The 14,544-nt window shown below is 58.7% G+C and carries 18 protein-coding genes and 1 tRNA gene; 5 read left to right on the forward strand and 14 right to left on the reverse strand.

Annotated elements, in window-relative coordinates:
* The first annotated feature begins 241 nt into the window (after positions 1-241).
* Positions 242-859 carry a hypothetical protein gene (locus F3H41_RS05245; RefSeq protein ID WP_149737519.1) on the forward strand — a complete coding sequence of 206 codons (618 nt, stop codon included), beginning with the start codon at positions 242-244 and terminating at the stop codon, positions 857-859.
* Between the two features lie 51 nt (positions 860-910).
* Here F3H41_RS05245 and F3H41_RS05250 read toward each other — a convergent pair whose 3' ends face one another.
* The 6 genes from F3H41_RS05250 to F3H41_RS05275 form a co-directional block, all read right to left on the reverse strand.
* Complete coding sequence (locus tag F3H41_RS05250) at positions 911-1,228, reverse strand: helix-turn-helix transcriptional regulator (RefSeq protein WP_149737521.1); 318 nt, start codon at positions 1,226-1,228, stop codon at positions 911-913.
* 17 nt (positions 1,229-1,245) lie between these two features.
* Positions 1,246-2,568 carry a HipA domain-containing protein gene (locus F3H41_RS05255; protein ID WP_149737523.1) on the reverse strand — a complete coding sequence of 441 codons (1,323 nt, stop codon included), beginning with the start codon at positions 2,566-2,568 and terminating at the stop codon, positions 1,246-1,248.
* Between the two features lie 234 nt (positions 2,569-2,802).
* Positions 2,803-3,309, reverse strand: a complete 507-nt coding sequence (locus tag F3H41_RS05260) for a hypothetical protein (protein ID WP_149737525.1) — start codon at positions 3,307-3,309, stop codon at positions 2,803-2,805.
* 80 nt (positions 3,310-3,389) lie between these two features.
* Complete coding sequence (locus F3H41_RS05265) at positions 3,390-4,535, reverse strand: hypothetical protein (RefSeq protein WP_149737526.1); 1,146 nt, start codon at positions 4,533-4,535, stop codon at positions 3,390-3,392.
* A gap of 174 nt (positions 4,536-4,709) precedes the next feature.
* Positions 4,710-5,063, reverse strand: a complete 354-nt coding sequence (locus F3H41_RS05270; RefSeq protein WP_149737528.1) for a hypothetical protein — start codon at positions 5,061-5,063, stop codon at positions 4,710-4,712.
* On the reverse strand, positions 5,060-5,470 hold the full coding sequence (locus F3H41_RS05275; RefSeq protein ID WP_149737530.1) for a helix-turn-helix transcriptional regulator: 411 nt from the start codon (positions 5,468-5,470) through the stop codon (positions 5,060-5,062). Before F3H41_RS05275 ends, F3H41_RS05270 begins: the two co-directional genes overlap by 4 nt.
* Before the next feature lie 95 nt (positions 5,471-5,565).
* On the opposite strand from F3H41_RS05275, the gene F3H41_RS05280 reads away from it, so the two are divergent.
* Genes F3H41_RS05280 through F3H41_RS05290 form a run of 3 tightly spaced genes read left to right on the forward strand, consistent with a single transcriptional unit; the run spans position 5,566 to position 7,202 of the window.
* Positions 5,566-5,784, forward strand: a complete 219-nt coding sequence (locus F3H41_RS05280) for a helix-turn-helix domain-containing protein (protein ID WP_149737531.1) — start codon at positions 5,566-5,568, stop codon at positions 5,782-5,784.
* Positions 5,785-5,794: 10 nt separating this feature from the next.
* Positions 5,795-6,061 (forward strand): helix-turn-helix domain-containing protein, encoded by a 267-nt coding sequence (locus F3H41_RS05285; protein WP_062554093.1) that lies wholly within the window; start codon positions 5,795-5,797, stop codon positions 6,059-6,061.
* Positions 6,027-7,202: a tyrosine-type recombinase/integrase gene (locus tag F3H41_RS05290; RefSeq protein WP_244616079.1), complete on the forward strand. Its 1,176-nt coding sequence runs from the start codon at positions 6,027-6,029 to the stop codon at positions 7,200-7,202. Before F3H41_RS05285 ends, F3H41_RS05290 begins: the two co-directional genes overlap by 35 nt.
* 2 nt (positions 7,203-7,204) lie before the next feature.
* On the opposite strand, the gene F3H41_RS05295 is transcribed toward F3H41_RS05290, so the two are convergent.
* Positions 7,205-7,280: transfer RNA gene (locus F3H41_RS05295), tRNA-Ile, on the reverse strand.
* 185 nt (positions 7,281-7,465) lie between these two features.
* On the opposite strand from F3H41_RS05295, the gene F3H41_RS05300 reads away from it, so the two are divergent.
* Positions 7,466-8,218 (forward strand): SIMPL domain-containing protein, encoded by a 753-nt coding sequence (locus F3H41_RS05300; protein WP_149737532.1) that lies wholly within the window; start codon positions 7,466-7,468, stop codon positions 8,216-8,218.
* Positions 8,219-8,465: 247 nt separating this feature from the next.
* Here F3H41_RS05300 and F3H41_RS05305 read toward each other — a convergent pair whose 3' ends face one another.
* From F3H41_RS05305 to hflK, 7 genes are all read right to left on the reverse strand, one after another.
* Positions 8,466-8,825, reverse strand: coding sequence for a hypothetical protein (locus F3H41_RS05305; protein WP_149737534.1), 360 nt, complete (start codon positions 8,823-8,825; stop codon positions 8,466-8,468).
* Between the two features lie 194 nt (positions 8,826-9,019).
* Positions 9,020-9,424 carry a ketosteroid isomerase-related protein gene (locus tag F3H41_RS05310; protein ID WP_149737535.1) on the reverse strand — a complete coding sequence of 135 codons (405 nt, stop codon included), beginning with the start codon at positions 9,422-9,424 and terminating at the stop codon, positions 9,020-9,022.
* Positions 9,425-9,683: 259 nt separating this feature from the next.
* Entirely contained in the window at positions 9,684-10,106 is a 423-nt protein-coding gene (locus F3H41_RS05315) for a secondary thiamine-phosphate synthase enzyme YjbQ (protein WP_149737536.1), read from the reverse strand.
* A gap of 14 nt (positions 10,107-10,120) precedes the next feature.
* Positions 10,121-11,620, reverse strand: coding sequence for a DegQ family serine endoprotease (locus F3H41_RS05320; RefSeq protein WP_244616124.1), 1,500 nt, complete (start codon positions 11,618-11,620; stop codon positions 10,121-10,123).
* A gap of 252 nt (positions 11,621-11,872) precedes the next feature.
* Positions 11,873-12,256, reverse strand: a complete 384-nt coding sequence (locus F3H41_RS05325; protein ID WP_149737540.1) for an ACT domain-containing protein — start codon at positions 12,254-12,256, stop codon at positions 11,873-11,875.
* Between the two features lie 210 nt (positions 12,257-12,466).
* Complete coding sequence (locus F3H41_RS05330; RefSeq protein WP_149737541.1) at positions 12,467-13,420, reverse strand: protease modulator HflC; 954 nt, start codon at positions 13,418-13,420, stop codon at positions 12,467-12,469.
* Entirely contained in the window at positions 13,420-14,541 is a 1,122-nt protein-coding gene (gene hflK / locus F3H41_RS05335) for an FtsH protease activity modulator HflK (protein ID WP_149737543.1), read from the reverse strand. Before hflK ends, F3H41_RS05330 begins: the two co-directional genes overlap by 1 nt.
* Positions 14,542-14,544: the final 3 nt, after the last annotated feature.

Raw genomic sequence — 14,544 nt, forward strand, 5'->3', positions numbered from 1 at the left:
ATTAAGATCGTCGGAGGCATTGCGCACATACAATCTGTCGATCTCGAGTCGAGAAAAGCTATTGCTTGACTACGATTGTGGAGACAGGCTTTCATACCCTCGAAACATTGAATTCGTCCGGGGTATTGATTGCGAGTTGTTTAAGAATACAATGGAGCTTATTAAGGCGATAGAATATAGGATAGTTGGCGGCCCAAAGAAATGTGTTATGCTCGACGTAACATCTTTGGATAGACGCGTTATGGCCAAAGTTCTGGAGTCTCTTTTTGATTTAAGGGCTTATATATCCAATATTGAGATTATTTACTATCCGCAGACGTTTGTAGAGCCAACGGCTGTATTGGAGCAGGTGCTCACCTTTGCGCCAGTGACCTCACGTTTTGTCGGCGAAGCTTCATACTCAAGAGACGCCCTTTCTCTGATAGTCGGCGCGGGTTACGAGTACGGACGCATCGTAGGTGCAATTGACGTGCTGGAACCAGAAAGAGTGTATTGTTTCCATCCGGTCGGCACCGACAGCCGCTTCGAAGAGGCTATTTACAAAAACAACCTCGGATTTAGCTTCTTGGACAATCCGGACTTTCTTCTTCCGTATGATTTGTTGACCCCTTATGAACTATATCAAAGCCTTAGAAGCTTGATCGAGGTGGAGCTTAGGGAGCGGGATGTCCTGCTGCTGCCGCTCGGTCCTAAGATTTTCGCCGCTATTTCGATCGTGATAGCATTACAGCTTTCGCCATCTGTGATGGTCTGGCGTCATTCCACAACATCCCATTCCAAGCCCTCAACCAACTTAGACGCGGTGGCTGATGGGAAGAGGATAGACTTTTCGTTTAGCTTCTCTGAGCCTGCAAACTGAGTAGATGACCAAAGATTTCAAGGGGACGCTGAGATTCCCATCATGGTGACATCAAGGCTTTGCCTTCCGAGATTGCGGGAGCCCATTGAGGTTTGGTGCTTTTGGCACAAACCCCACGACAAAGCCGAACAACCGACCTATTCTATCTAGCGTTTCGCGCGTTGGGTTCGCCGCGCCGGCCTCTATTTCAGCGATTTGGCGCCTAGTAAGTGACAGCGCTTTTGCAAACTCTTCCTGCGTCATGCCGAAACCTTTGCGGATTTCGACAACCGCTTCAGGTAGCCGTAAGTCTCCGTTTCGCGCACGCTCCGCAAGTGTTCGCCGGTTTTCAAGTATCTCCTCTTTCGTCGGCTTTTTCCATCGAGCCATCTAGCGGTCCTTCGTCATCATTGAAACGCCGCCAGAACGCTATCTGCGATCTCGATACAGCGTCCCATTGCCCTCTCCAGAATATGCGCAGACGCTCCCATATCTTTCGCCATGGCCGGAGCTTGGCGCAGATGTTCGGCAAACGCGGTAAGCGTAGCTGCGAGCGCTCTCTGGTCAGCAGGATCAGGCATCAGCTCGCCGCAAATCCGCTTCCAATCGGGAAGATGATCGCGGCCACCGTCACGCATCATGGCCCAGCGGGTGGAGCGAACAATCCCCTCTTTGGCGAGCCGCATGGGCGCGAAATCAAAGAGCGGAGACAGGCGGATCGTGCCGTCCTGGTGTTTGCTCAATGCGGAATTTCGACCGTGATTATCGGGGTTGCCGAGCGCCAGGTTGGCGATGTCGCGCTTCAGGTATTCGACAATGTCCGCGAAGGGATCGGCAGAATATTGGCGCAGAACATCGATATAGGCCTCATGCGTGCCGACATGGCCGAAATCGGCGACGCCGACCGCGGACACGAGGCTTTCCTGCCCCAGTCGGACGGTTCCGCCGCCTTCTCTCTTCTTCCGGTCAAAACGAGGAATAATCAAAACACCTTCGGCATAGGTCGAAGGTTCGCTGACATTCAGACCGATCTCTTGAGCGATCCGCGAATAGAGGGCTTCTCCTTCGAGGATGAGGCGGTCCACAGGCTCGTTGCTGCGTACCAGCTTGACGATGACGTGGCGCACGGCCTCTTCGTCGGTCACGAAGCTGTCGGGATAATAGAGCCCGTCATTGGCCTGGGTCATCGAGACCTTCGGCCATTCGCCTTGAAGGCCGCTTGAGCCGGAGGCGAGCATCCCGAAGCGATCGGCGACTTCCATGAAGCGATCCGACCGCTCAAGGATTTCTGCCTCTGTCACCCCTTGGCGCTCAACACCGCGCAGCCGTTCCGCTTCGGCGTCCGCTGCTTCTTTGATGCGGATATTGCCGATGCCGCCAGTCGCCGATCGCAGAAGCAGTGGCAGATCGGAAGCGCGCGAGCCTTCAGTAAGGCCGAGGTGCTCGGCAAGCTTTCGCCGTGCATGCCCCTGGGGCATAAGATCCAAGAGAAAGGGCGGCCAGCTGCGGCTGTATCGGTTTTCGAGATCGACGGGATAACGGACGGATAAGGCGCGATGGTCTCGGACCGTCTTTCCAGCCGCAAACTCCGCCGATGCCACGGTGACGAAATAGTCAAGATCGTAATCGACGATCGACGCGCCCTGGAAGCCGGCCGCGTCGTCCTTGAGTTCCAATGTCGCGGCGTGATGCCACTCACCGTCAAAATGGGTTTGAAGCGTTAAGCGCATTAATTGACCCTCTTAATGGATCAATTATCGCAGAATTCGCATACATTCAACCCAATAAAGTGGGTTGAATCATGCATTGGAACACTGAATCTATATCGAGATGCCCAAATCACCTAAGTTACGGCGGTGCCATGGAGAAGACTTCTCCAGCAGAGATAGACACCGCGATGAGCGCTCAACAAGAAATGAGTCTGAAAATGTGGCCTTTTGGCGCAAAAATCTAACAATAGGCGTTCAGCTTGACACAGATTGTTCATTCTTAATCGTTCGATCGATTATAGGATCGACGGACTTAAATGACTCGAACATCCCTTTCATATCCATATATACAGGATCCAGGTCTTCCATCCTCCGTACCGCAAGAAGGCTTTTTCGCAAATCGTTCATTGACGTTTGCAGCTTCTTCACGGCTACAGAATCCTGTAAGGACAGATTTTGAGTGTATGCGCTATAGCCGGAATACTGTCTGGATAGGCTTGCTGCAATCTCGTCCCTCTTTTGAGAGTCGACTTTACCATCGTTGATAAGACCAGACGTAAAAGACTGAAATAGAACGAGCATATTTTCCCGTTCCTTATTCAAATTCTTGACAGCCTCGACCTTCATTTCTTCGATACGGTTCACTCGGGCTTCATACAGTGACCACCCGATCGTGTAGCCGCCCAAGCCTCCGGCCACCATGGTGGCGCATGCTGTGGCAAGGATATGTTCGCGGCAAAACGCAAGAGCTCCCTTCCACATTGTCAACACCTCCTGGTCGCAGATCGCGCACGACTACATGAACTCAGTCTGATAGTATATAGGAATTAATTGACGGATCGTTAGGGTTTTTGCCCGTTCCGGTTGACCTTGACGGACACGCCGGTCTTCAGGCCGACCTCTTTCTTTGTCGCTTCGCGTCTGGGACACACGACCTTTTCCCAAAGATCGAAGTTTGCGTGCATTTCCATCGATTCGCGAATATCCGCTTCGAGCTTCTCGTCGCATACTGAGCGGGTGGCATTGGCAGAATTTTCAACCGTTACTGCGATAGCTTCCTGCGCAGAAACACCCGCGCCTGAAATAGCCAGCATAGCAGACACGTAACCCGCCAACATGACGTCCTTCATCGGGCGTCCAAAATACCCCGGCGAGTGTATTTCGACACTCACGCCGCCAAAATACTTCTTGTCGTAATATTTTTCAATTGCTTCGTGAAATGACAGCTGAAGGAAATTTTCGAGTTCACCCTTTCTCAAGGCGATGTACTGAGACGCAAAATAGTTAGTTAGATCAAAAGCTTCCGTGAGATCCTTTACATCGATCACGTCTTCCGTAACCCTGATCAAACTTCCGGATGTCTCCTTCCATATGTATTCGCCGTATGCAAATTCGTAGATATCTCGCTTATCCTCATCTTTCGATACTTGGATAATCGCCTGACGATTCTGCATCAGCCTGATGAGTCTTCGACTAAACTGGCCTTTCGCCATCGTCACGTCGAGCCACTTTACTTTCCGAGCAGGTATTTTTTCATCGGGATAACGACGGCTGACCACTTGATAATTCGGATCGAACTCGCCTTCAAACTCGCCAATGTAGACAGTCGAGTTGTAGCCTTTGCCGGGTATTACAATGAGGTCGCCCGGACGAGCTTCCGCATACAGGTCGTGAATCTCATGTACGAACCGTGGGGCCTGCACAGCCGGATTCTTAACTTGATAAGTCGCGGCGTCTCTACTCGGCTCGTCATCCTTTTTCGAGCCCCGGTGCCATAACGAAATACGCTTGGCCATTCGGAGCCGGTTTCGGAAATCTTCATCGTCAATGTTGATTACCGCTGGCAACGTGATGCCTGGTATGTCCAAGAAAACCGAATTCGTTTCAAAAAAATCCGCGTAAAAGCGCTTCCCATCCCCGGGATGAAGAATGAAGATTCGATGATCGTCAGGAAGGATGCGAATTTCTGGATCAATTACAACGGCCATAGACGCCCCGACAGAATCACTCTTAGATAGAGTATAAAATCTATTCAATGCGCTACAACGATTGCAATATTTCTCGCCTCACCTCCACAACCTTTATACGAAATTTGTTCGTTTCGTATAATTGACGGACTTTCGACAGAACGACCTCGGGGCGTTCCTCGCAACGCAATCGCATCAAGCTTGCCAGCTCCCAAAACGGTCGCGGAAAATCCTGATCCGAGTGACCATCTTTCGGCCACGCAGTGCAATCGCGCACGAGAACACCATCACTGAAAAGCCTGTTGTCGGATACAGCCAAGCGCCCGAAGAATTTTCACGATCAAACAAGATGAGCAGAATGGCGCCAATCGCTGCGAAGAAGACCATCCCGAAATCGTACTGCTTTGAAAGGCTCGTGAGCCGGGCCGAATGCTGGGCATACCGCAATTGCCTTGCCAACCTTCGCTTTTCGGATGCCAGTTGATCGCGCTGGCGACCAAGCACGTACACGCCCTGCATTATCTGCTCTTCGAAGCTCGATTTACTCATATCGCTGACCTCAGATATTTTTCTGCAATTTCCTCTGCGAATTCGCCGTGCTGGTCGGCGTAGTCGATCAGGAACCGGATGAGCTTCAAGCGTTTGTCCGGTTCCACCTGACAGTTTTCCCTTGCAATGAAAGCGTCAACCGCCTCCGTGACATTGTGATACAAATCGACCTTGTCCCGATTGTAGGGGCTTCCTTCTCCCGTGAGCATCCAGGCGGGATTCACATTGAATTTTAAATGCAGAAGGCGGAGAAGCTTCGCGGGCATCTCGCGATTTCCGCGCTCGTAAGTGTTGTAAGCGCTTTGCGACACCTCAAGCGCTTCGGCAAAGGGCACTTGCTTGAGCCCGGAATCCTTTCGAATTTTCCCGAGCCTTTGCCCCATTGCCTCCATGAATCCGTCTTGCATCAAAATATCTCGAATACGATAAAACTGTTGCGGCTAGCGCGATTATATGATTCGTTCTGTCTTGTGTCGAATTATCTCTATGGAGTTGGGCAGTTATGCATTCTCAGCTTTTATCACCCAAACAACTCGCAGATCGTTCCGGATGGCCGGTTGCTCGCATCCGGAACCTGATCGCCAAGCAGGAGATCCGTCATGTCCGGATCGGCGGAAGCCTATTTCTGCCGGAAAACGCCGTGGATGAGTATCTTGCGGCGAATATGGTCGAGCCCAAGCAGAGGGCTTTGGCGCTTGCTGACAGCACCTCCAGAGCGTGAGGAACGGCACATGAAGCAACAAGCTGAAGCGCTGGCACCGCGCCCCATTTACAAGGTCGCAGTCAGCCGCGTCCGTGCGGCGGAACTTCTCGACGTCTCGACGGGCACCTTTGACGATTGGGTACGTCGTGGGTTGATGCCGAGAGGTGTGAAGATCGGCGCCTTGCGCCGCTGGGATGCCGAGGAAATCCGGGCGTCCTGGTACGACATGAAGGAGCAGGGACTGAGCGGAGACGAAGACGATGGCGAAAACCCGTTTGATCACGCGGTCGGGTAGCCAGCGCGTCCCCTTTAAATATTGTTCGCGGGATATCGATCGGCACGGCAACGAGCGTTTTTATCTCCGACTGCCAGGTATGCCGAAATACAGGATGACGTCCGCCTACCTGGACGAGGCAGGCAGCATTACACAGGCTTTTACGGAAGAGTATCACCGCGTGCTGGCTGGCGATCGTGGCGAGAAAACCGTGCCAATTTCGCGACTGGAGCCCGGCTCGGTTCGCTGGCTGGTCGAGACCTATTATCGATCCAAGGCGTTTCAAAGCCAGTCTCCTGCAACGCAAAAGGATAAGAAAAGTGTTCTCAATCGCTACTGCGCCAATGTGGGCGAGCTACCGTTCAAGAAGATCCGCAAATCGGACATTGAGGCCAGCCAGATGAAGCGCAGCGATACGCCCGGCGCGGCCGACAAGTTGGTGAAGTATCTGAAGGCGCTCTTCAATTGGGCGATCACCGCCGATCTAGCGACCTTCAACCCTGCGAACGGCGTCACAAAAATCCACAACTCGCCGGGCTTCCACACATGGAGCGAAGCAGAAGTGGCTCGCTTCCGCGCTGCCTACCCAGTCGGCTCCATGGCTCGCCTTGCAATGGAGTTGATGCTGAATTTGGGCGTCAGGCGCTCCGATCTCGTTAAGCTCGGCTGGCGAAACCTGACCGGCAATCGCATCGAGTTCTCGCCAGAGAAGGGGGCTGGCAAGTACACGCAGTCCCTGAGCTTACCGGTAACCGACGAGCTTCGCGAGGTGCTGGACGCGATCACCCATGATCAGCCGACTTTCCTTATCACCGAATACGGCAAGGCGTTCACTGGCAATGGCTTCGGCAACAAGATGCGCCAGTGGTGTAACGACGCCGATTTGCCCGAATGCTCGGCGCACGGCCTCAGAAAAGCGTCCGCAACGATCCTTGCCGAGGCAGGTGCTACCGAACATCAATTGATGGCGATCTTCGGCTGGTCTGATTCCAAGATGGCGCAGCACTACACCAAAGCCGCCCAATCCAAGCGAATTATCGATGCCGGTTTCGAGCGTCGCAAAACCTACGTGGCCCACAAAAATGTCCCACTTTCGCCGGTCCGAGATTCCGGTGAGGCAAATCAAGGAAAAAACGATGAAAAAACAACGTCAGAAGAGTGAGGTGGTGGGCCCGGAGGGACTCGAACCCCCAACCAAGCGGTTATGAGCCGCCGGCTCTAACCATTGAGCTACAGGCCCGACCGCGCAAGGCGGCGCAGGGGCAATGGAACCCCTTCGGGACGGTCCGCCACCCGTTGCGGGTTGCGGGCGCCCTTCGTTTCCGGCTCTAACGCAATTCGGCGGGGGCGTAAAGGCGGTGCCGCAATCCCTACACATTCCTTGCCCACAACCGCGCAAGGGACAGGAACCATCGGAGACCCGAAATGTCTGATTTGATTGCCTCACCGCGCCGTCTGGCCGGTGCCTTCCTCGTTGCGGCCCTTGCCTCGGCGGCAGCCTTGCCCGCCCTTGCGGCCGAAGGGCCGCAAAAGGGTGTGATCGTCGTCACCGGCGAAGGCGATGCGCAGGCTGCCCCCGATGTCGCCTTCATCACTCTCGGCGTCCAGGAAACGGCGGCGACGGCGCGCGAGGCGGTGACGGCCGCCAATGCGGCGATGGCGAAGGTGCTGGCCGCCCTGAAGGAAGACGGGATTGCCGATCGCGACATGCAGACGAGCGGCTTTTCGATCAACCCGCAATACACCTACTACGACAATTCCAACGGCGAGAACCGCCCACCCAAGCTGACCGGCTACCAGGCCAACAATGCCCTGACCGTGAAGCTGCGGGATCTGTCGCGGCTCGGCGAGGTGCTCGACCGCTCGGTCACGCTCGGCGTCAACCAGGGCGGCACGGTGCAGTTTGCCAATGACGATCCCAGGGCGACCATGACCGAGGCCCGCAAGAAGGCCGTCGACGATGCCGTCGCCAAGGCAAGGACGATGGCTGAGGCCGCCGGCGTTTCCGTCGGCCGCGTGCTGGAAATCTCCGAGACCATGGGCCAGCCCATCCCCATGCCGCAGATGATGCGCACCATGGCAAAGGATTCCGGCGCCGAATCCGTGCCGATCGCGGCCGGCGAAAACAATTATACCGTCTCCGTCACCATGCGTTTCGAGATCGCCGACAAACCGTAGCGGGAGTTGCGGTGAGGGCCCTATCCTGGGCCCGCGCCGCACGTGGCGATAAGGGCCGGGCGCCAGGCGCGTTCCGGCCGTTTCATACCAGGGGCCGCCGCACCCACGCCGTCCCATTGCCCAAGCCCAAATCAAAAGCACCCCCCGCGGGCGCGTTCCGCGAGGGGTGCTTTCAAACCGCCGGTCGAGGAAGACTGGACGGCAATGGGGGGGTCCGGCGCATCACGCGCCGGAGACTTGCACAGGCTTAGCGGCCGAGAACCGGGCAGCCACGCACATTGGCGAAGCTGATGGTACGGAAATCGCCGAAGCGGCGACCCTCGACGACGACGCGGCGCGGCGTCACATCGACGACCTGGGCGCGGCGGAAGCCGTATTCGCGGGCCTTCTCGACGGCAAGGCCAGGGTGGCAGCGGCCGCGGCGATCGCGGTCCCAGCGATCATTGTGGTGGCCCCAGCGTCGGCCCTCGCGCATGTCGACGCCATTCGGGCCGATGCGGAATTCCAGCGTGTCGGCCTTGGCGGCCGGTGCGGTCGCGGCCACGCCGGTCAGGCCCGTCAGCGCGACGGAAACGGCGATGACTGCGGTCTTGAGAAAGGTCTTCATCCTTGGTCTCCCATCTGTCACGGCGCTCTGCGCTGTCGCAGGGCCGAGCGTTGTGTGTGACAGTCCCTTCCGGACTGTCTCTCGTGGCTGAGGAGCAATTTCCGTCGCTCCATTGCGTATGACTATAGGGATCCAAGCTGAACGCTTCCGGAACTGCCCATTCATGCGCCGTTCAGTTGCCCGAAGGCTTGGCCTCAGTGGTCCAGCATCGCCTCGAAGACCCGCGTATTGCGATAGTGGCTAAGGCGCGAAACGGCGCCATCCTCGAATTCGAAAATCAAGACGCTGGGGATCGCATACTGCTGGCCGCTCGCCTGCGGAAAACCGCTCATCGTTTCGCGATAGGTGCCGTGCGCGGTCACGTCGGCGGCAACACGCTGGCCGAAGGCATCATGCATCAGCACGATGTCGGAGAAGGTCTCGTCGAAATGGCGAAAATAGGTGGCCACCGCAATGCGCAGGGGTTCTGCGCCGATGGTGCGCTGCCCCGTCAGGGAATCGAGCGCCACATCCTCGTCGAGGAAGGCGGCGATCGTGTCGAAATCCCGTCGATTGAGAGCTTCGATGAAGCGGCTCACCACGGTCTGGGCATCGGTCATACGGCATCTCCTCCGGCGCGGCGGGTTGGTCCCGCCTCTTCTGATCAGGCGTCTGGCGGCAGACCCTTCTTCGCCGGGAAAGGCGGGAGCGGAGCTACCGGCATTGCGCCGTCACCGATAACGCCAAAGGCTTGAAGACGTTCCCGAAAACAGCGCGGCATGACAGGAAAAAGGCAAACGGATGTCAGGCATGTCGTGCCGCCAGAGTTGCGCTCTCGGAACGATTTGTCCAGCCCCCCGAGGCTGCGGCTAAGTGGCCTCAGGCCGCCAGATGCAGAACGATCTCGCGCCGGTGCGGCCGCGACCGGTGTTCGAAGAGATAGAGCCCCTGCCAGGTGCCAAGGACAAGGCGCCCACGCATGACGGGAATGCCGATCGAGACCGCCGTCAGGGCCGCCTTGATATGGGCGGGCATGTCGTCCGGCCCCTCGTCGCGATGCACGAGATAGGCCATGGACGGATCGTCCGCCGCCGGAACCAGCCGGCGAAAGAAGGCGTCGAGATCGCGCCGCACGTCCGGGTCGGCATTTTCCTGGATCAGCAGCGAGCAGGAGGTGTGCCGCACGAAGACGGTGAGGAGCCCCTCGACGCTACCGGCATCCGCCACGAAATGCGCTGCCTCGCGGGTGAACTCGTAGAGCCCTGCCCCGCTTGTCTCGACGCTGATCAGACGCTGCGGCATGCAGGCCCCTCGCCCTATTCCATCCGTACCGTGACGAAACGCAGTTCGCCCGTCTTGTTGGCGACCATCAGGAGGGCGTTGCGGCGCCCATCGCTCTTCAGGCTCTCGACACGGGCGACCACGTCGTCCGGCGTCGTCATCGCCTCCTGCGCCACCTCGACGATGACGTCGCCGGCCTGCAGGCGGCGTTCGGCGGCGGCGGTTCCGGGCTCGACCTCGGTGATGACGACGCCCTCGACGTCTTCGCTGATGCCGTAGGTCTTGCGCGTGGCCTCATCGAGCGGGGCAAGCTTCATGCCCAGCACGACGCCATCGGCAGGCATGGCGGCGGCCGGCGGCTCGTCCGGCGCGGTGTCCTCGTCGGTGAAGCCATCGCCATCTTCCGGCGCCACCGTCGGATTGTCCTCCGCGCCCGCGCCATCCTCGCTGTCCTCCAGACGGCCGAGCGTGACCTTGACGGTCTGCTCCTTGCCATCGCGGATCACGACGACGTCCACGGCCTTGCCAACCGGGCTTTCGGCGACGACGCGCGGCAGGTCCCGCATCTCGCCGACATCCTTGCCGTCGAAACGGATGATGACGTCGCCGGTCTTGATCTCGCCATTGGCGATCGGACCGCCCGTGATGATGCCGGCGACCAGCGCACCGCGGGGCCGCTCCATGCCAAGGCTGGCGGCGATGTCGTCCGTGACCGGCTGGATGCGCACGCCGAGCCAGCCGCGCCGGGTCTCGCCGAATTCCCGCAACTGGTTGATGACGTTTTCGGCCAGCTCCGTCGGCACCGAAAAGCCGATGCCGATCGAGCCGCCCGAGGGCGAGATGATCGCCGTATTGATGCCGATGACCTCGCCATACATGTTGAAGAGCGGGCCGCCGGAATTACCGCGGTTGATGGCGGCATCGGTCTGGATGAAATTGTCGTAGGGACCGGCATTGATGTTGCGCCCGCGCGCCGAGACGATGCCGACCGTGACGGTACCGCCGAGACCGAAGGGATTGCCGATGGCCATCACCCAGTCGCCGATGCGCATCTTGCGGGAATCACCGAAGGGTACCGCCGTCAGCGGCTTCTTCGGCTCCACCTTCAGAAGTGCAAGATCGGTCTTGGTGTCCTTGCCGATCAGCTTGGCCTTCAGCTTGCTGCCGTCGGCAAAATTCGCTTCGATATCGTCGGCGCCGTCAATGACGTGATTGTTGGTGACGATATAGCCGGCCGGATCGATCACGAAGCCGGAACCGAGCGAATTGACCGTGCGCGGGCGGTTGCCATCCTGGCCCTGCCCCTTGAAGAATTCGTCGAAGAAGTCCTGGAAGGGCGAACCTTCCGGCACCTGCGGCATCGGCGCCTTGTCCTCGTTCTTCACATTCTGCGAAGTCGAGATATTGACGACGGCGCCGAGCAGACCTTCCGCAAGGTCCGCGACCGAAGCCGGCCCCTGTTGCGTGGTGCTCGGGCTCGCGGTCTGGGCGAAGGCCGGAAGGGCCGGCGCGACGCCGCTGACGGCGACGAGCATGGCTGTGGAGACAGCGAGCAGGCGGCGGAACGAGGAACGGTTCGAAGGCAGCATGAAAACCTCTAGTGTCATGTCGGGCCAAACGACCTGCGGGCCCCAGAAAAGCCGCGCACGGACCGCTTCGGTCAGCCGAGGATGGACTGCAAGATAAGGCGGAATGAAGACGCGTCTACAGGCATTTTCGTTCACACACCGGAACGTGTGCGCTCCGTTCAGGGAACCCTGACACAGGCAGATTTCGCGCGCGACCGCTCAGATGATCTCGTGGCCGAATTCACGCAGCGCTTTCAGCGCCTTTTCAAGGTCGGAGCCGGCAATGAAGACGTAGTCGGTGCTGAAGGTCGAATTGGCGAAGATCGATACGCCCGCGGTCGAGAGCGGATGGAGCAGCCCCGAGAGGACGCCGGGCACCTCGACCGGGAAATGATCTTCGATGCGAAGGCACCGCCAGCCCCCTGAACTCTGCACCGACGTCGGCACGCGGGCGGCGCGACAGACCAGTGTCATCTCTTCGCGCGAGCTGGACACTGTCCAGAAGCCGGGCCCCTGCAGCCAGTGCGGAATCGGCGAGCCAACGTTCAGCCGCGTGATGGCATATTCGGCCTCCACGAGACGGATCAGCAGCTTTCGGGACATGTTTTCAACCTCGAAGGATGCGAGGCGCAGGCGAGCCGGCAAAATGCGGGCCGGCTGCGCCGGACGCGATCGTTTCTCCGGTATTTGCGGCACGCGAGACGCCATGTCCACTGGAAAACGATGGCAATGAAAAAAGAGGGGCCGACCTTTCGGCCGGCCCCTCGGGTGATGCTGCGGGCTCTGCCGCTCCGCGCGCGACGGATGCCCCTTTTACGGAGTCGCCTGCGGCTGCTGCTGGCCGGCCGGAGCCGTCTGCGCACCGGTCGCCGGGGTCGGCGCGGCGGCGCCACCGGCATTGTTGAAGAAGCGGAAGAACTCCGAATCCGGCGACAGGACCAGCGTCGTATCCGGGCTGCCGATCGAGGCCTGATAGGCGTTCATCGAGCGGTAGAACTCGAAGAATGCCGGATCGCGCGCAAAGGCATCGGCAAAGATGCGTGTGCGCTCGCCTTCGCCCTCACCGCGCAGGATTTCCGAATCGCGCTGCGCTTCGGCGACGATCTCGACAACCTGACGGTCGGCGATGGCACGGCGGCGCTGGCCTTCTTCGTTACCGCGGGCGCGGATCAGTTCGGCTTCGGCCAGACGCTCGGCCTTCATGCGGTCGAAGGTCTGCTGCGAGACTTCCTGCGTCAGGTCGGTGCGGCGAATGCGAACATCCTCGATCTGCAGGCCGAGGTTTTCGGCATCGCGCGCGAGGTCCTGGCGCACTTCCCGCATCATCGAGGCACGCTCTTCGGAAAGAGCCGCTTCGAAGCCGCGCAGACCGTAAACCCGGCGCAGCGAGGCGTCGAGACGGGTGCTCAGACGGGCCTGGGCCGACAGGCGATCGCCCGACACCGATTCGCGGAAGCGACGGGCATCGGCGATCTTGTAGACCACGAAGGCATCGACCTCGTAGAACTTGCCGCCCGAAACCTGGACGCGGATATTGTCGAGGTCGAAGCGCAGCGCCTGCTTTTCGACATACTGGACGCGGTCGGCATCCATGAAGGCGAAGGGCAGCTTGAAGTAGAGGCCGGGCTCGGTCTTGACCGACTGGATCTGACCGAAGCGCACTACCACCGCCTGCTGGCGCTGATTGACCACGAAGACCGACGAATAGAGCGTCAACAGCAGAACGCCGAAGACGATCAGGAAGATGGGAAGACGGCTACCGTTCATCACTGTGCCCCTCCCGTGACCTGGCCGGCCGTCGGACGACCGATCTCGTTGAGCGGCAGATAGGGCAGCACGCCCTGGCCGTTCTTCTCGTCGATGATCACCTTCTTGGACTTGCCCATGACATCCTGCATGGTTTCGATGAAGAGACGGCGGCGCGTCACGTCAGGCGCAACCTTGTAGGCGTCGTAGACGGAGATGAAGCGCTGCGCCTCACCTTCGGCTTCCTTGACGACACGATCCTTGTAGGCGGCTGCCTCTTCGCGGATCTGGGCCGCCTGACCGCGCGAGCGACCGAGCACCTGGTTGGCATACTGGTTGGCTTCTTCCACGAAGCGATCCTCATCCTGTTCGGCACGCTGCACTTCGTCGAAGGCGTCGGCAACTTCGCGCGGCGGTGCCGCATCCTCGATCGCCACCGTGTTGACGGAAATGCCAGCGCCGTAGGTGTCCATGGTCGCCTGGATCGTGGTCTTCACATCTTCGGCGATCACCTGACGATTATCGCGGAAGATGTCCTGTGCCGGACGACGGCCGACCACTTCACGCATGGCGCTTTCGGCCACCTGCTGCAGCGTGTCGGCGGGATCTTCGACGTTGAAGAGATAGGCCTTGGGATCGGTGACCGAATAGAGCACCGAGAACTGCACGTTGACGATGTTCTGGTCGCCGGTCAGCATCTGCCCCGCCGCATTCTGGGTCGAGGAGGCGCGTGCACCGATATTCTGCTGCTGTTCCGTCACCTTCACGAACTCGACAGTCTCGAAGGGCCAGAAGTGGAAGTGCAGGCCCGGCATCGAGATTTCGTCCTTCGGCTTGCCGAAGCGCATCTCCACGCCACGCTCGTCCGGCTGGACGGTGTAGATCGAATTCATCAGGACAAAGCCGAGGATGAGAAGTGCGACGATTGCGACAACGCCGCCATTGAAGCCCCCCGGAACCACGTTCTTCAACTGGTCCTGTCCGCGGCGAATGATCTCCTCGAGATCTGGCGGTCCGCCATTGCCTCGACCGCCACCGCCGCCTTTCGGACGGTTCGGTCCCTGCCCCCAGGGTCCGCCCGGCCGGTTATTACCGCCGCCGCCGCCCCATGGGCCGCCGCCATTCTGATTGCTCCAGGGCATCAA

Origin of the sequence: Rhizobium sp. RU20A, assembly GCF_900155885.1 — a bacterium.
GTDB lineage: Bacteria > Pseudomonadota > Alphaproteobacteria > Rhizobiales > Rhizobiaceae > RU20A.

What these genes read in the sequence shown, in the direction of transcription:
- F3H41_RS05245 (WP_149737519.1), top strand. Translation starts at nt 242, where the DNA reads ATGGCCAAAGTTCTGGAGTCTCTTTTTGATTTAAGGGCTTATATATCC.
- F3H41_RS05250 (WP_149737521.1), bottom strand. Translation starts at nt 1,228, where the DNA reads ATGGCTCGATGGAAAAAGCCGACGAAAGAGGAGATACTTGAAAACCGG.
- F3H41_RS05255 (WP_149737523.1), bottom strand. Translation starts at nt 2,568, where the DNA reads ATGCGCTTAACGCTTCAAACCCATTTTGACGGTGAGTGGCATCACGCC.
- F3H41_RS05260 (WP_149737525.1), bottom strand. Translation starts at nt 3,309, where the DNA reads ATGTGGAAGGGAGCTCTTGCGTTTTGCCGCGAACATATCCTTGCCACA.
- F3H41_RS05265 (WP_149737526.1), bottom strand. Translation starts at nt 4,535, where the DNA reads ATGGCCGTTGTAATTGATCCAGAAATTCGCATCCTTCCTGACGATCAT.
- F3H41_RS05270 (WP_149737528.1), bottom strand. Translation starts at nt 5,063, where the DNA reads ATGAGTAAATCGAGCTTCGAAGAGCAGATAATGCAGGGCGTGTACGTG.
- F3H41_RS05275 (WP_149737530.1), bottom strand. Translation starts at nt 5,470, where the DNA reads ATGCAAGACGGATTCATGGAGGCAATGGGGCAAAGGCTCGGGAAAATT.
- F3H41_RS05280 (WP_149737531.1), top strand. Translation starts at nt 5,566, where the DNA reads ATGCATTCTCAGCTTTTATCACCCAAACAACTCGCAGATCGTTCCGGA.
- F3H41_RS05285 (WP_062554093.1), top strand. Translation starts at nt 5,795, where the DNA reads ATGAAGCAACAAGCTGAAGCGCTGGCACCGCGCCCCATTTACAAGGTC.
- F3H41_RS05290 (WP_244616079.1), top strand. Translation starts at nt 6,027, where the DNA reads ATGGCGAAAACCCGTTTGATCACGCGGTCGGGTAGCCAGCGCGTCCCC.
- F3H41_RS05300 (WP_149737532.1), top strand. Translation starts at nt 7,466, where the DNA reads ATGTCTGATTTGATTGCCTCACCGCGCCGTCTGGCCGGTGCCTTCCTC.
- F3H41_RS05305 (WP_149737534.1), bottom strand. Translation starts at nt 8,825, where the DNA reads ATGAAGACCTTTCTCAAGACCGCAGTCATCGCCGTTTCCGTCGCGCTG.
- F3H41_RS05310 (WP_149737535.1), bottom strand. Translation starts at nt 9,424, where the DNA reads ATGACCGATGCCCAGACCGTGGTGAGCCGCTTCATCGAAGCTCTCAAT.
- F3H41_RS05315 (WP_149737536.1), bottom strand. Translation starts at nt 10,106, where the DNA reads ATGCCGCAGCGTCTGATCAGCGTCGAGACAAGCGGGGCAGGGCTCTAC.
- F3H41_RS05320 (WP_244616124.1), bottom strand. Translation starts at nt 11,620, where the DNA reads ATGCTCGTCGCCGTCAGCGGCGTCGCGCCGGCCCTTCCGGCCTTCGCC.
- F3H41_RS05325 (WP_149737540.1), bottom strand. Translation starts at nt 12,256, where the DNA reads ATGTCCCGAAAGCTGCTGATCCGTCTCGTGGAGGCCGAATATGCCATC.
- F3H41_RS05330 (WP_149737541.1), bottom strand. Translation starts at nt 13,420, where the DNA reads ATGAACGGTAGCCGTCTTCCCATCTTCCTGATCGTCTTCGGCGTTCTG.
- hflK (WP_149737543.1), bottom strand. Translation starts at nt 14,541, where the DNA reads ATGCCCTGGAGCAATCAGAATGGCGGCGGCCCATGGGGCGGCGGCGGC.